The sequence below is a fragment of the Mesorhizobium sp. M0898 genome (assembly GCF_040319695.1).
Classification (GTDB): domain Bacteria; phylum Pseudomonadota; class Alphaproteobacteria; order Rhizobiales; family Rhizobiaceae; genus Mesorhizobium.
This window is the reverse complement of the sequence record NZ_JAMYOE010000029.1, coordinates 24,752-39,867: the sequence shown is the minus strand read 5'-3', so window position 1 is coordinate 39,867 and position 15,116 is coordinate 24,752. Positions and strand designations below refer to the sequence as shown.

The window sequence follows — 15,116 nt, the reverse complement described above, 5'->3', positions numbered from 1 at the left end:
ATCATCTCATTGAACAAGCACGGAGCGCCCGCAAGTCGCGCCGACAACCCGCACATCGGCCTCGCCGACATGCACGCCGACAGCTGCAAGCACGTTATAGACCAGTTCGTCGACCGGCGCCGTCACGCCGTTCAGAACCGTTACCACCGCCGGCTTAACCGTTCCGAGCAGGGCCGTCACGTCCAGCCCGAGGCCCAGTGCATTGACCGAGAGCGAGAGGCCGCTGACCAGCGATGTCGTGAGTGATTGCGTCAGGTTTTTTGTGGCAACAGTTTTTATCGTCTTGTTGGCGATATCGGTGCTGTCGAACGTCAATGTGGTCGGATCGTTGTTGGTGATGGCAAGTGATGAAGAACCCTTCACATCGAGCAGATTGAGGGTAAGCAGCAGAAGCTTCACGCTCACCTGGGCAATCGTGGCATCGGAGAACGATTGCGGATTGCTGAAATCGGCGAAGGCCGATGGGTTGTTGTCGGCGTCGCTGGTGGCAAGGTGCAGCGAGGCCACGCCAGGCTGCGCGGCGATCGAAACCTTGATGCTATCCGGCCGGCCCGTCGGGCAGCTGATGTCGGTTAGCTTGGCTTCCGCATAGGCGACTTCGACATGCAGAGGCAGGTTGACGGACAGCAGGCTGATGCCGCCGCCGAGATTGGAATTGCCGATGCCCACTGTGGTGACCAGCTTGATGCGCGTCTGCGCGGTGCGCACCACGGTGCCTTTTTCCCCGACGGCCAGCCAGGGTGAGTATTGCATCGGTTCACCGATGGCGATGGCGAGCGTGGTGGAGGTAAGTCCCGGAATAGTGGCGCCGAGATCGACCTGGACCTGGTTTGAGCCATTGGCCAGCGAGGCGGCGGCACCCAGCATGCCCATCGCGCTTGCGTCGACGGAAAAGCCGGGAGACTTTTGTCCGAGGCCGAGCCTGCCGATCGAGCCAAGATCGATAAGATGACTGAGGGGTATCTTGACCGTGTTGGTGGCCCTCGACGCGATCGTCTGCAGCACAAGTTTGCTGGCGCTACCCGATCCGGACGCATTGGCCATGGCGGTCGCGATCTGGCCTACCGTCGCTTTTGACGCCAGAACGTCGGAATAGCTGACACCTGTCAGTTGCAACTGTACGGCAAGGGCATCGACGAACGAAAGCACGTTGACATCGGCCGAGATCAGCGCGTTGTAGTCCATGACGCTGAGCGAAATGTTGGCGCCCAGCAACTTGCTGAGAAGCGCGTTGAGGATGCCGCCATTGACGCTGAGGAGCCTGGACCCGACCGAGAACATCGCTTGCGGGGTCACGCTGGCAATGGCTTCGGTGCCGACAACCGGAGTAGGGATGAGCGAACTGGCGAAATACCGGGCGGGGATTTTTCGCAGAGTGACGCGAACGGCGTTGTAAGGCGTTTTGCCGGCTTCGAAGCGCTTGTCGACACCAACGGAGGACGCCGCTGAGTATCGGCCGCCGGTGACCGACACGACGGTTTTGCCAACCGTGGGAACGATTGTCTGACCTGCCTTTTGAACAATGATGCCGGGCATTCGGTTGTCACTGAGCGTGGTTACCGCCGCGGCTTCCATATTGTTGATGTTCGACGCCGCGGTGATCGCCGCCAGATCGGTCATCGCCTGGGCTTCCCTGCGCTCCGTGTAGATCGAACCTTCGTCGACAGCGAAGGCAGCCAGCCCCAGCGCGAATGGCGCTGTCAGCGCCGTCATGACGGCAAAGTTCGCCTTCTTGTCGCCAACCATCGAGCGAGCGATCCGCCCGATGCTCCTCAGCAAGAACTGCGACATTTCAAATGCCTCCAATCCTGATGGTAGATCTGCGCGACATCGTGGTTTGCGGCATCGCAAGGCTTGGTAATAGGTTCCAGATCGGCAGGTTGCTGGCATCGTACTGGATCGACACGACGAACTGATTTCCGTCGGCCGTGCTGTCCGTCGCCTGATAGGTCAGCTTGCCGGAATCGACAAACGGGTATCCACTGGCATTGTTTTTGACGAAACTCGCCACCAGCGCCTGGCGCTCGGTTTGATTCAATCCGGCAATTGCGGTGCGGGCGGCATCGGCGGCGATTTGCTGCAAGGAGTTGCTTGCACCAAAATAGATACCATATGCAACCATTCCGAGCAAAAGAAGGATAAAGATTGGGGAAAGCAGGGCGAACTCGACCGCGGAAGTTCCGGACTCTTCTCCAATTTTGCGTAGATTCGTCCGTATGTGGCGCAATATTTTACGCTTCAATGCGACAGTATTACTGTCTATCTTGTTCATTGCCCTTGCCCGTTGGAACCCAAGGTCGATGTGCCGATTCCATCGAAATTTGTAACCCTTGGTTGCCTAAGAACCAATTAATACATTCCGGTAAACTGAAAAGATCGGCCAGATTATTTCCCAGATCGGCGTTCTGGCCAGGAAACCCAGTCAAACTCATGGTTTCGACCATTGATTGGCCGCCCGCAAAACGACTGCCCCGGCCCCCTTACTTTGGGTGACCCCGAGAGTCTGTTGAAATAAAAAATCTCCACGTTACTGTTTGGCCACCAGCTGCCGGAAAGGGAACCGGCTGCGCGCTCGAAAGGAACCAGCCAATCGGTTTCGGGGCGTCAACACTTAGAGACGTGGCCGAAGGGCGACGTCGTTAGGGAGAACTCCATGCTGAAACATGTGCTGAAGGCGACGGTACTCGCCACGACCATGGTCTTGGCTGCCGGTACGTTCTACACGCCGGCTTTCGCCGAGACCGTCTACAACCGCGGAGCCGCCGCCGAAGCGGAGACGCTCGATCCGCACAAGACCTCGACGGTCTACGAAGCCGATATCATACGCGACCTGTTCCAGGGCCTCGTGATGCATGACCAGAAGACGAATCTCATTCCGGGCGCCGCTGAAAGCTGGACGGTGTCCGACGACGGCACTGTCTACACCTTCAAGCTGCGCAAGGACGGCCTCTGGTCGGATGGCAGCCCGGTGACGGCGGACGACTTCGTTTATTCGTTCCGTCGGCTGGAAGATCCGGCCACCGCTGCGGAATACGCTTCCATGCTCTATCCAGTGAAGGGTGCCGAGGAAGTCAACACCAAGAAGGGCAAGCCGGAGGATATGGGCGTCAAGGCGATTGACGCAAATACCCTCGAAGTCACGCTCAAGGCGCCAACGCCTTACTTCCTGGAGATGCTGACCCATCAGGCGACCTATCCAGTTAACAAGGCGTCTATCGAAAAGCTTGGCGCCGACTGGATCAAGGCAGGCAAGCTGGTCTCGAACGGGGCCTTTACAGCGGCAGAGTGGATTCCCAACGACCATCTGAAGCTGGTCAAGAATCCGAAATTCTGGGATGCCGCGAGCGTCAAGTTCGACGTGGTCAACTACATCCCGACCGAGGATCGCTCGTCCGCGATGAAGCGCTTCGAGGCCGGCGAATTCGACAGTTACGGTGACCTGCCGACCGAACAGCTCGCCGATCTCAAGACCAAATTCGGCGACCAGGTCCGTGTCGGGCCATATCTCGGCATCTACTATTACGCGATCAAGACCGACAAGGCGCCTTGGGACAACGTCGAACTGCGCAACGCTATCTCGATGGCGATCGATCGCGACTTCCTCGCTGAAAAAGTCTGGCAGAATTCGATGCTGCCCGGCTATTCGATGGTCCCTCCGGGTATCCAGGGCTACACGCCGGCACTGGCCAAATACGCCGACATGCCGCAGATCGACCGCGAGGACGCTGCCAAGAAGATCCTCGAGAAACTCGGCTATACACCCGAGCATCCGTTGAAGATGCAGATCCGCTACAACACCTCGGAAAACCACAAGAACACCGCTGTAGCCATCCAGGAACAGTTGAAGCCGCTTGGCGTCGAGGTCACGCTGCTCAACACCGACACCAAGACCCACTACTCCTTCCTCGAGCAGAAGGGCGACTACGATGTGGCGCGTGCCGCCTGGATCGCCGATTACAAGGACCCGGAAACCTTCCTCGGCATATCTCGCAAGGCCAGCGGCAACAATTATTCGAGCTATAACAGCCCGAAATTCGAGGCGGCCATGGACAAGGCCGCCGCCGCCGGCGGCAAGCCCGAACAGCGCATGAAGGAACTCGCCGAGGCCGAGCGCATCCTCGTCGACGACGTCGGCGAGATCCCGCTTCTCTACTACAGCTACCACGACATCGTTTCCTCGAAGCTGCACGGCTTCGACGACAATGTGATGGACATCCATCCGTCCCGCTTCATCAGCAAGGACTGATCCCTTAGCCAGGCCGCCGCGCGACTCAATGCGCGGCGGCGCCGGTTTGCCATCGCATCGGCCCGGGAACCGGATTCGATTTTCGACAATGTCGGTGCGAAAATTTGAAGGCTAGAGCGCAATCGTCCAGCCGGACGCGCGCTGCTCTGGATCAAGCGGGGCATCGATGCTGCGATTCGTTTTCCGGCGGCTCCTGACCGCCATCCCGACGCTGTTCGTCATCGTGACTATAGCGTTCTTCCTGATACGCGTCGCGCCGGGCGGCCCGTTCAACCAGGAGCGGGGCCTGAGCCCCGAGATCAGGGCCAATCTCGAAGCCCAGTTCGGGCTCAACGACCCGCTCTGGCTGCAGTACCTCCATTATTTAGGCAATCTTCTGCGCGGCAATTTCGGCCCCAGCTACAACATGCCGGATTTCACCGTCGGCGAGCTGTTCAGGGAAGGCCTGCCGATCTCGATCCAACTCGGCGCTTCGGCGCTCGTTCTGGCGCTGCTCCTCGGCAGCGTGCTCGGCACTGTTGCCGCGCTCAACCAGAACAAGCTTGCCGACTATTCGGTGATCGCGCTGGCGACCGCCGGCAGCACCATACCGACCTTTGTCATCGCCCCGGTAATCCAGCTTGTATTCGGATTGACCTGGAAGCTGCTGCCGATCGGTGGCTGGGGCGACGGAGCCCTCATCAACAAGATCGGCCCGGTGCTGACGCTCGCTCTGCCGCAGATTGCCATTGTTGCCCGCCTGATGCGCGGCTCGATGATCGAATCGCTGCACTCGCATCACATCCGCACCGCGCGCGCTCTCGGCCTGTCCGACTGGTCAGTCGTCGTCAAGCATGCACTGCGCGGCGCCATCCTGCCGATCGTCTCCTTCACCGGTCCGGCAGCTGCAGCCCTTCTCACCGGCTCGATCATCGTCGAGACCATCTTCTCTATCCCTGGCATCGGCCGCCATTTTGTCGTTGCCGCGCTCAACCGCGACTACACATTGGTGATGGGGACGGTGGTGGTCATCGCGCTCTTCACCATTGTCTTCAACCTGATCGTCGACGTCCTCTATGGGGTCGTCGATCCGAGGGTGCGCTATGACTGATATCGCAGTTGCCGCACCGGTCGTCGGCCGGTCCCTGTGGGGTGACGCCTGGGCGCGCCTCAAGGCCAATCGCGCGGCCATGTTCAGCCTCTATTATCTTGCCTTCATCGCCGTCATCAGCGTGTTTGGGCCCTCTTTCGTGCCGCACCAATACACCACCATCTATGCCGACTATGTCCGTACGCCGCCGAGCTTCTCCGCCTATCCGAAGGCCGACATGATCGAAGGCGCTCTCGATGAGGCGATCAGGCGTATGCGCGTCGACATCAAGGAGTGGCGGCAGGAGGGCAGCCGTGTGTTCGTTACCGTCAAATCGTCCAAGCCGATCGACGACCGCAACATTCGCTACCTTGATCGTTCCGATACCTTTGATGACACAAAGATCGAGAGCAAATCGCCGGACGGTCTCGAAATGGTGATGAGTGCCTCAATCAAGCAGCAATATTTCCTGTTCGGCACCGACAATACCGGCCGCGATCTCCTGTCCAGAACGTTGATGGCCGGGCGCATATCGCTAGCCATCGGCCTGCTTGCCGGCATTGTGGCCGTGGTTATCGGCGTGCTCTACGGCGCCACCGCCGGCCTTGCCGGTGGCAGGGTCGATGAGGTGATGATGCGTGTCGTCGATGTGCTTTATTCTTTGCCGTTCATCTTCTTCGTCATCATGCTGGTGGTGTTTTTCGGCAGGAATTTCGTGCTGATGTTCCTGGCGGTCGGCGCGGTGCTGTGGCTCGACATGGCGCGCATCGTGCGCGGACAAGCGCTGTCGATCCGCCGGCAGGAATATGTCCAGGCGGCGGAGGCGATGGGCGTCGGCCAGCGCGGCATTCTGCTGCGCCATGTGATCCCCAATTTGCTCGGGCCGGTGGTGATCTACATGACGCTGCTGGTGCCGCAGGTCATTATCCTGGAGAGTTTTTTGTCGTTCCTCGGGCTCGGCGTCCAGGAGCCGATGACCAGCTGGGGCGTGCTGATCTCGGTTGGCGCCCAGAACATCGGCTCGGCCAACTGGCTGCTTCTGTTCCCGGCCTTCTTTCTCGTCTCCACGCTGTTCGCGCTGAATTTCGTCGGCGATGGGCTGCGCGACGCGCTCGACCCGAAGGATCGTTGAGATGGCTGCTTCCGATACCATCCTCAGCGTCAAGGACCTTCGCGTCCGCTTCCGCACCCTCGACGGTGTGGTGGAGGCGGTGAAGGGCATCAATATCCACGTCAAATCAGGCGAAACCGTCGCCGTCGTCGGCGAATCCGGTTCCGGCAAGAGCCAGACGATGATGGCGGCGATGAGCCTGCTCGCCTCGAACGGCGAAGCCAGCGGCACAGTCGATTATCGCGGCCGCAATCTTTTGACCTTGAGCAAACCCGAGCTCAACAAGATCCGCGGCCGCAAGATCAGCATGATCTTCCAGGAGCCGATGACGTCGCTAGACCCGCTCTATTCGATCGGCAACCAGCTGATCGAGCCGATCCGCAAGCATCGCGGACTTGGCGCCGCCGCCGCGCGCGAGGAGGCGCTCAAGCTGCTGCGGCTGGTCCATATTCCCGATCCGGAGCGGCGGATGAAATCCTATCCGCACGAGTTGTCGGGCGGTCAGCGCCAGCGCGTCATGATCGCCATGGCGCTGGCCAACGACCCCGACATACTGATCGCCGACGAGCCGACGACCGCGCTCGACGTCACCATCCAGGCGCAGATCCTCATGCTGCTCGCCGAATTGCAGCGCAAGCTCGGCATGGCGATCGTCTTCATCACCCACGATCTCGGCATCGTCCGGCGCTTTGCCGATCGGGTCTATGTGATGCGCTATGGCGAGGTGGTCGAGGAGGGCGAGGCGGAAGCGATCTTCGCCAACCCGCAGCACGGCTACACCAAGATGCTACTTGCCGCCGAGCCGACCGGCACCAAGGCGCCGCCGCCTCCGAATGCCCCTGTCCTGCTTGAAGGCAGGAACGTCGAGGTGACCTTCAAGATCGGCGGCGGATTTCTTGGCGGCGAGCCGCTGCTGCTGCGCGCCGTCGATCACATTTCGATACGGCTGAAGCGCAACCAGACGATCGGCATCGTCGGCGAATCCGGCTCGGGAAAATCGACGCTCGGCCGTGCCTTGCTGCGGCTCCTGCCCAGCGACGGTATCATCCGGCTTGGTGACCGCGACATTTCCCACGCCGACCGCCAGGCGATGCGGCCGCTGCGGCGCGAATTGCAGCTGGTTTTCCAGGATCCGTTCGGCTCGCTGTCGCCACGCATGACCGTCGGCCAGATCATCACCGAGGGGCTCCTGGTCCACGAGCCCAATCTGTCGGGCAGGCAGCGCGATCTCCGCGCGGTCGATGCCTTGCTCGAAGTCGGGCTCGACCCGAACACGCGCAACCGCTATCCGCATGAATTCTCCGGCGGTCAGCGGCAGCGCATCGCCATTGCGCGCGCCATGATACTCAAGCCTAAAGTGGTGGTGCTGGACGAGCCGACCTCGGCGCTGGACCGCTCCGTGCAGAAGCAGATCGTCGAATTGTTACGCAAGCTGCAGGCCGACCACGAACTGTCCTATCTGTTCATCAGCCACGATCTCGCCGTTGTGCGCGCCATGGCCGACTACATCATCGTCATGAAACAGGGCAAGATCGTCGAGGAGGGGCCGGCCGAGGCGATCTTCAGCAATCCGCAGGCAACCTACACACAGACACTGATGGCCGCGGCCATCGATGTCACGCGATTTCGCCTGAGCGCATAGCCTTGCTGGCGATGCGCCACATGTCGACGTCGCACAGCACAGGCCACATGGCGCGGGTATAGCGAAGCACATTCGGGGTGACATCGTCGCCGAGCCCGGCTTCCACGCGGCAGGTGCGGAACGCCTTCTCGATGCGCTTTGTCGGTTCGCCCAGGCTGTCATGGACGACCGGCCCGCAGTCGCAATCGATACGCTTCCAGCGGCGCATATGGGCGATCAGCCGTGACGGCAGTCGCGTCGGCGGACGCCATTTCTTGCTTTTTTTCGCGTGCTGATCTTTGCAGTAGAGCACGCCGCGGCCTAGGTCCGGCCAAGCTTCTGCGGCCTCGCCATCCCAATTGAGTTGCAGGATTGAACGATGTCGGCAGCCAGTGTAGAGCCCCACAATGATAAAGCGGCAGAGATGAGCGTACTGACCGTGCTTCCGGCGCAGCCGCAATGCCGCGCGCAGCAGTCCCGCTGCTTCCTCGCGCGTCAGCCAGCGCTCGCGCGCTGCTGGTTTGTCTGGCAAGGTGACGGACGGCTTCGGATCGAGACCGTATTCCTTGGCCCAAAAGTTGATCGCCGAGCGGAGGTCCTCAAGATCGCGACGCGGGCCTGATGTAAAGTCCTTGTCTCGCCACGCCGGGAGTAACGCACGGCGGGTCTCCATCGCCGCAGCGTTGAGCTTGGCGATTCGCTCACGCTCTACCCGATTGCGCTCGCGCGAACGGTGCTCGACATAGGCGCGGCAGCGATCTCCATTGATGTTGGCGACCGGCTCGGTGCCGAAGAATTCGTTCAGAAAACGCATCCTGGCGAGAAATTCCTTGCGACCGGCAATCTTGGCCTGGCGTGCTTCGGTATAGGCGGCGAGGATGTCACCGACAGTCAGGCGGCGGGCATCGGCCCTGGAGATCGGGCGCTGATATTTGCCTGCGGCGGCAGGCCCGAGTTGAGGGCGCAGCATACCTGAAGCGCTAGACACCGCTCCCGTGCGGGCATGATGATGGGTCGTCACAATGGTCCCCTTTTTTGCTCCGAAGTTGTTCGTCCTGCGGACGGGGATCACTAGAAGAGGCGACAAGACCGGCTTTGCAACAAGCAAAATGGGCGATAGTGCCGTGAGATGCAAAGACTTGCGAAAGGCGGCGCAGAATCGCGCCGGCTTGGCTTTCCCGCCGGACGACGAGTCTTGGTGCATTCCCGGAGGGTAGCTGACAGCCGCATCAAAATGGTGGCTCGGGCTATCCCATGTTCCGGTTGCAACTGAGGTGTAAATCTCACGCCGGCCTTCACGGGACGATTTGGCGTTTCGAAGCGGGGGAGGTTTCCGGTGCCTTGGAAATCTCGCTTTTTTCGGTGACGAACATGCGTTAGCAATAGCCGCGATCCGATGCCACTGCGGGCACCGCGTAGCCTCTCCTCGGCCAAACCTCTTTTTGTCGAATGTACAGGCGCAACTTGGAAGAGCCCCTACGAGCCCTGAGCCATTGCCTCCCGGGTTGGACAATGTTTTTTCTGGTCGGAGTGGCAGGATTTGAACCTGCGACCCCATCGTCCCGAACGATGTGCGCTACCAGGCTGCGCTACACTCCGTGACCAGACCGCGGGCTTATAGCCGCCGAGTTTGGTTACTGCAAGCGCCAATGGCAGCGCTTCTGTCGCATTTCTTTCGCTTTCGCCGCCACGTCATACAGGTTTCAGTTTCCTGTCGCACAAACACGGCTTAAAGGGCATCTGGGTAACCGTCCACTTGCCTCGAAGCACCTGATTCAGCCGCCTGGAGTTTGCAGCCTTGTCGATGAAGATCGTTAGCGATGCCAGACCAAACACATTCGAGTTCGAAACCTCGGCGCTCGTCATGCCGTCCGGGTTTCGCGAATATGATGCGCGCTGGTGGTTCGGCCATCCCGGCTCGAACGAAACGCCGGAACTCAATCTAATCGGTGTCCAGGCGCTCGGCATGGGGCTCGGCACGCTGATCCGTCGCCTGGGTGCCGGACCCGACATCGTCACCGGTCACGATTTCCGCTCCTATTCGCTTGCCATCAAGCTGGCGCTGGTTTCCGGGCTGATGGCGGCCGGCGCACGGGTCAAGGATGTCGGGCTTGCCCTGTCGCCGATGGCCTATTTCGCCCAGTTCGCGCTCGACACGCCGTCCGTCGCCATGGTCACTGCCTCACACAACGAGAATGGCTGGACCGGCGTCAAGATGGGCGCGGCGCGTCCGCTGACCTTCGGTCCGGAGGAGATGAGCGCGCTGAAGGCGATCGTGCTGTCAGGCGATTTCGACCTTGTCGGTGGTGGCTCCTACGCCTTCGTTGCGGATTTCCGCAAAACCTACCTTGACGATCTGACCGCGGGAAAGCGTATCTCCAGGAAGCTCAAGGTGGTGGCCGCCTGCGGCAACGGCACCGCCGGGGCTTTCGCTCCCGAGGCACTGGAAAGTATCGGCTGCGAGGTCATCCCGCTCGACGTCGAGCTCGATCATACGTTTCCCAATTACAATCCCAACCCCGAAGACATGCAGATGCTGCACGCCATTCGCGACAAGGTGCTGGAAACGGGCGCCGATGTCGGGCTAGGCTTCGACGGCGACGGCGATCGCTGCGGCGTGGTCGACAATGAAGGCAACGAGATCTTCGCCGACAAGGTCGGCGTCATGCTGGCGCGCGACATTTCGCACCTCTATCCCGGCTCGACTTTCGTCGTCGACGTCAAGTCGACCGGATTGTTCATGACTGACAAGGTGCTGCAGGAGAATGGCGCGGTCACCGACTATTGGAAGACCGGTCACTCCTATATCAAGCGGCGGGTGGCCGAACTCGGCGCCGTTGCTGGTTTTGAGAAATCGGGCCACTTCTTCTTCAATCCTCCGATCGGCCGCGGCTATGACGATGGCCTGGTCACGGCCATCGGCATATGCCAGATGCTGGATCGCAGCCCGCAAAGCAGCATGGCTGACCTCTATCGCGATCTGCCGCTGACCTTTGGCACGCCGACCATGTCGCCACACTGCGCCGACGAGCTCAAATACGGCGTCGTCGAGCGCGTCGTAGGCGACTTTCGCAAGATGAAGGACGAGGGCACGGTCTTCGCCGGCCAGAAGATCGGCGAACTGATCACCGTCAACGGCGTCAGGGTCGTGGCGGAGGATGGTACATGGGGGTTGGTGCGGGCATCATCGAACAAGCCGGAGCTTGTGGTGGTGGTGGAGAGCCCGGTATCGTCCGAGCGGCGCCGGCAGATGTTCGAAGCCGTCGATGCGGTGCTGCGCCGCAGCCCCGAAGTCGGCGCCTACAATCAGACTTTTTGAACGCGGGGCTTGTTTTCATGACCGAACGGATCGTCAGTTTTGTGATGAGCGGCGGCGTCGGCTCGCGGCTGTGGCCGTTGTCGCGCGAGGACAATCCCAAGCAGTTCCATGATTTCTCCGGCGACGGCTCGATGCTGGCCAAGACGCTGCGCCGGCTGACCGCGCGGCTGGAAGGCGAAACGCCGGTTTTTCTGATTGCCTCGGAAAGGCATGCCGACCGCGTTCATGCCGACATTGCCGGTCACGAGCTTTCCGGCGGCGGCCCGCTGTTCGAGCCGACCGGACGCAACACCGCCGCGGCCGTCGCCTTGGCAAGCCTGCGCACGCTGTCGGAATTCGGCGACAGCCTGGTGCTGGTGGTGCCGTCCGATCATGAGATCGCGACGCCACAGCAATTCTGGCGGAGCATCGAGGCCGGCACGGCGGCCGCGCGCCAAGGCAGGCTGGTTGTGTTCGGCATCAAGCCCGCCCAACCCGAGACCGGTTACGGCTACATCGAGGTGGCCGGCGAGCGCGATGGCATCTGCGATGTCTCGCGTTTCGTCGAAAAACCCGATCTCGCCACGGCGCAGAGCTATCTCAAGGCTGGCAATTTCTACTGGAACACCGGCATCTTCCTGTTTCGCGCAAGTGCCATGCGCGACGCGTTCATGGCCTTCCAGCCCGACATCTGGAGCGCCACAGAGGCTGCCTACCAGGCTGCGACATCGGATCTTTCCGGCCTCTACATGCCTCTGGATCTCTATGCCGCCATCCCATCGACATCGATCGACTATGCGATCATGGAGCGCGCCAGCGGCATCGCGATGGTGCCGGCCGGCTTTCGCTGGAACGATCTCGGCTCCTGGCAATCGCTGCTCGACGTCGGCCCCTCCGACACGCAGGGCAATGTCATCGTCGGCGATGTCGTCGCCATCGATTGCGAGAACTCTTATATCCGCAGCGACGGCCGCCTGCTGTCGGCCATAGGCCTGAAGGACGTCGCCATCGTGTCGACCGCCGACGCCACTTTCGTCGCCCCGGTCAGCCACAGCCAGAACGTCAAGAAGATCGTCGAGCAGCTCGAAAAAAGCGGCCGCCTTGAGACCAGGTTCACGCCCGCCGACGACCGCGTCATCGAAAGCGGCGCCTGGCAGCGCCGCGTGCACCATTGGCTGTTCGAGGAGACGGTGCCGTTGTGGTCGACGGTCGGCGTCGATGAGCGCCACGGCGGGTTCCACGAGGCGCTCGGCTTCGATGCCGCCCCGCTGATGAAACCCAAGCGCATGCGCACGCAGGCCAGGCAGATCTACGCCTTCGCCGTCGCCAAGGCGCGCGGCTGGAACGGCCCGGCCGATCGGCTGATCAGCCACGGCCTCGAATTCATGGCCAGGCACGGACGTACCGACAATGGCGGCTGGGTACGCACGCTCAACGTCGACGGCACCGTCGCCGACGCCGCCGAGGATGCCTATGACCATTCCTGCGTGCTCCTGGCGCTGGCGCATGCCCATATGTGCGGCAATCCCGATGCGTTGCGGCTTGGCCAGGAGACGTTTGCGTTCATCGACGCGCATCTCGAGGACGAACGCCTGACCGGCTTCCGCGAGACCTCGAGCGGCGAGGGCGAGCGCCGCTCCAACCCGCACATGCATCTGCTCGAGGCATTCCTGGCCTGGCATCAGGCGACCGGCGAGCGCGCCCATCTTCGTCGCGCCGCGCGCATCGTCGATCTGTTTCGCAGCCATTTCTTCGACCCGGAAAGCTGGACGCTGGGTGAGTATTTCGACCATGAATGGCGGCCGACCCCTGGTGAGAAGGGCACGTGGACCGAACCCGGCCATCATTTCGAATGGGCCTCGCTGCTGGTCGACTTCGCCGGCCGCAGCGGCCAGAGCGGCTTGACCGGCCTTGCCCGGAAGCTCTACGCGTCGGCGATCGCCAATGGCCTGAACCGCGCCACGGGCCTCGCCTACGGCGCCGTCTCGCGGCAAGGACTGCCGCTCGACCGCGTCTCGCGCAGCTGGCCGCAGGCCGAAGCGATCAAGGCGGCGATCGCGCTGGACGGTTCGGGCGGTCCCGACCTGAAGCCGGAGATCGAGGCACGGGTCGGCCGGCTGTTCCGCTGGCACATCAATCCGGCACCGCTCGGCCTGTGGATCGACCGCATCGACGAGCGTGGCCGCTCCTTGGCGAGCGAGGTGCCGGCCAGCATCTTCTATCATCTCGTCTGCGCGCTGACGCAGTATCTGGACGGCACGGCGCCCAAGGATCAGTACGGGCTGGCGACATCCCCGGTCTCGACATAGACCGACTTCAGCTGCGAATAGAGCGCCAGTGCCGCGAGCGAATTCTCGCGGCCGATGCCGGATTGCTTGAAGCCGCCGAAGGGGATTTCGACCGGCGTCAGATTGTAGGCGTTGATCCAGCAGGTGCCGGCCTGCAGTTCGGCGATGACACGATGGGCGCGCGCCAGGTCTCGCGTGAACACGCCTGCGGCGAGGCCGAATTCGGTGTCGTTGGCGCGATCGATCACCTCGTCCTCGCTGTCGAATTTCAGCACGCTCATGACCGGCCCGAAAATCTCCTCGCGGGCGATGCGCATCGTGTCGACGACACCGGTGAACACGGTCGGCTCGACGAAGAAGCCGCCCTGAAAACCCTGCAGCGAAGGCACATTGCCGCCGCAGGCGAGCACCGCGCCATCCTGCTTGCCGGCCTCGATGTAAGAGACCACCTTGTCGTGCTGCGCCTTCGAGACCAGCGGCCCCATCTGCGTGTCCGGATCGAGCGGATCGCCGATGCGGATTTTCTTCGTCCGTTCGGTCAGCCTCTCGACGAAACGGTCATGGATGCCGCTCTGCACGAAGACCCGCGTGCCGTTGGAGCAGATCTGGCCGGTCGAATAGAAATTGCCGAGCATCGCGCCGCCGATGGCATTTTCGAGGTCGGCGTCTTCGAAGACGATCAGCGGCGACTTGCCGCCGAGCTCCATCGTTGCGTGCTTCATCTTTGAGCCGGCGAGCGACAGCACTTTGCGGCCGGTTGGCACCGAGCCGGTCACCGAGACCTTGGCGACGACATCGTGGCCGACAAGGCCGGCGCCGACATCGCCAAAACCCTGGACCACGTTGAACAGCCCGTCGGGCAGCCCGGCCTCGGTGTAGATTTCGGCGAGCGCCAGCGCTGATAGCGGCGTGTTTTCCGATGGTTTGAAAACCATCGCATTGCCCATGGCGAGGGCGGGTGCGGATTTCCAGCCGGCGATCTGGATCGGATAGTTCCAGGCGCCGATGCCGACGCAAACGCCGAGCGCCTCGCGCCTGGTATAGGCAAAGGGTCCGCCGAGATCCACGGCCTCGCCATTAAAGGCGGCGACCGCGCCGCCGAAATATTCCAGGCAGTCGGCCGCCGACGGGGCGTCCGCAACCAGCGTCTCCTGGATAGGCTTACCGGTATCCAGCGTCTCGATGCGCGCCAGATCGGCATTGCGCGCGCGCAAAATGTCGGCGGCGCGGCGCAGGATGCGGCCGCGTTCGACCGCCTTCAGCCGCGCCCAGGCCGGTTGTGCTGCCCGCGCCGCCTCGATCGCGAGCTCCAGCACGTTCGGCGTCGCCAAGCGCAGCATGGCGATGGTCTCGCCGGTTGCCGGATAGATAACCGGCAGCGCTGCGCCGCGCTCGTCGTCGATATAGCGGCCGTTGACATAATGCGATGCCGTTGGCTGGGCGCGCATGACTGTTCTCCAAATCGTCTTGTCGCGGCATGCGG

The 15,116-nt window shown here is 61.8% G+C and carries 10 protein-coding genes and 1 tRNA gene; 6 read left to right on the top strand and 5 right to left on the bottom strand.

All coding sequences use genetic code 11. The features are described from left to right. Nucleotides 1-6: 6 nt before the first annotated feature. Together NKH90_RS24550 and NKH90_RS24545 are read right to left on the bottom strand one after the other, a co-directional pair. Nucleotides 7-1,791: a pilus assembly protein TadG-related protein gene (locus NKH90_RS24550; protein ID WP_352770566.1), complete on the bottom strand. Its 1,785-nt coding sequence runs from the start codon at nucleotides 1,789-1,791 to the stop codon at nucleotides 7-9. 1 nt (nucleotide 1,792) lies between these two features. Further along, nucleotides 1,793-2,272, bottom strand: coding sequence for a TadE family protein (locus NKH90_RS24545; protein ID WP_084641571.1), 480 nt, complete (start codon nucleotides 2,270-2,272; stop codon nucleotides 1,793-1,795). A 381-nt stretch (nucleotides 2,273-2,653) separates the two neighbouring features. Here NKH90_RS24545 and NKH90_RS24540 point away from each other — a divergent pair, with 381 nt between their 5' ends. From NKH90_RS24540 to NKH90_RS24525, 4 genes are all read left to right on the top strand, one after another. Continuing rightward, on the top strand, nucleotides 2,654-4,246 hold the full coding sequence (locus NKH90_RS24540; protein ID WP_352821488.1) for a peptide ABC transporter substrate-binding protein: 1,593 nt from the start codon (nucleotides 2,654-2,656) through the stop codon (nucleotides 4,244-4,246). Between the two features lie 166 nt (nucleotides 4,247-4,412). Beyond that, nucleotides 4,413-5,336: an ABC transporter permease subunit gene (locus NKH90_RS24535; RefSeq protein WP_352821485.1), complete on the top strand. Its 924-nt coding sequence runs from the start codon at nucleotides 4,413-4,415 to the stop codon at nucleotides 5,334-5,336. Continuing rightward, nucleotides 5,329-6,447: an ABC transporter permease gene (locus NKH90_RS24530; RefSeq protein WP_352614908.1), complete on the top strand. Its 1,119-nt coding sequence runs from the start codon at nucleotides 5,329-5,331 to the stop codon at nucleotides 6,445-6,447. The genes NKH90_RS24535 and NKH90_RS24530 overlap by 8 nt, the downstream gene beginning before the upstream one ends. 1 nt (nucleotide 6,448) lies before the next feature. Next, nucleotides 6,449-8,068 (top strand): ABC transporter ATP-binding protein, encoded by a 1,620-nt coding sequence (locus NKH90_RS24525; RefSeq protein WP_352821482.1) that lies wholly within the window; start codon nucleotides 6,449-6,451, stop codon nucleotides 8,066-8,068. On the opposite strand, the gene NKH90_RS24520 is transcribed toward NKH90_RS24525, so the two are convergent. Together NKH90_RS24520 and NKH90_RS24515 are read right to left on the bottom strand one after the other, a co-directional pair. Beyond that, complete coding sequence (locus tag NKH90_RS24520) at nucleotides 8,043-9,068, bottom strand: site-specific integrase (protein WP_352821479.1); 1,026 nt, start codon at nucleotides 9,066-9,068, stop codon at nucleotides 8,043-8,045. The genes NKH90_RS24525 and NKH90_RS24520 overlap by 26 nt on opposite strands. Nucleotides 9,069-9,569: 501 nt before the next feature. Beyond that, nucleotides 9,570-9,646: transfer RNA gene (locus NKH90_RS24515), tRNA-Pro, on the bottom strand. A 205-nt stretch (nucleotides 9,647-9,851) separates the two neighbouring features. Here NKH90_RS24515 and NKH90_RS24510 point away from each other — a divergent pair. Both NKH90_RS24510 and NKH90_RS24505 read left to right on the top strand, forming a co-directional pair. Then, nucleotides 9,852-11,366, top strand: coding sequence for a phosphomannomutase/phosphoglucomutase (locus NKH90_RS24510; RefSeq protein WP_502898874.1), 1,515 nt, complete (start codon nucleotides 9,852-9,854; stop codon nucleotides 11,364-11,366). A gap of 17 nt (nucleotides 11,367-11,383) precedes the next feature. Then, a complete protein-coding gene (locus tag NKH90_RS24505; RefSeq protein ID WP_352821473.1) occupies nucleotides 11,384-13,654 on the top strand; it encodes an AGE family epimerase/isomerase in 2,271 nt (756 codons plus the stop codon). Here NKH90_RS24505 and betB read toward each other — a convergent pair. Beyond that, nucleotides 13,618-15,081 (bottom strand): betaine-aldehyde dehydrogenase, encoded by a 1,464-nt coding sequence (gene betB / locus NKH90_RS24500; RefSeq protein WP_352821470.1) that lies wholly within the window; start codon nucleotides 15,079-15,081, stop codon nucleotides 13,618-13,620. The genes NKH90_RS24505 and betB overlap by 37 nt on opposite strands. Nucleotides 15,082-15,116: the final 35 nt, after the last annotated feature.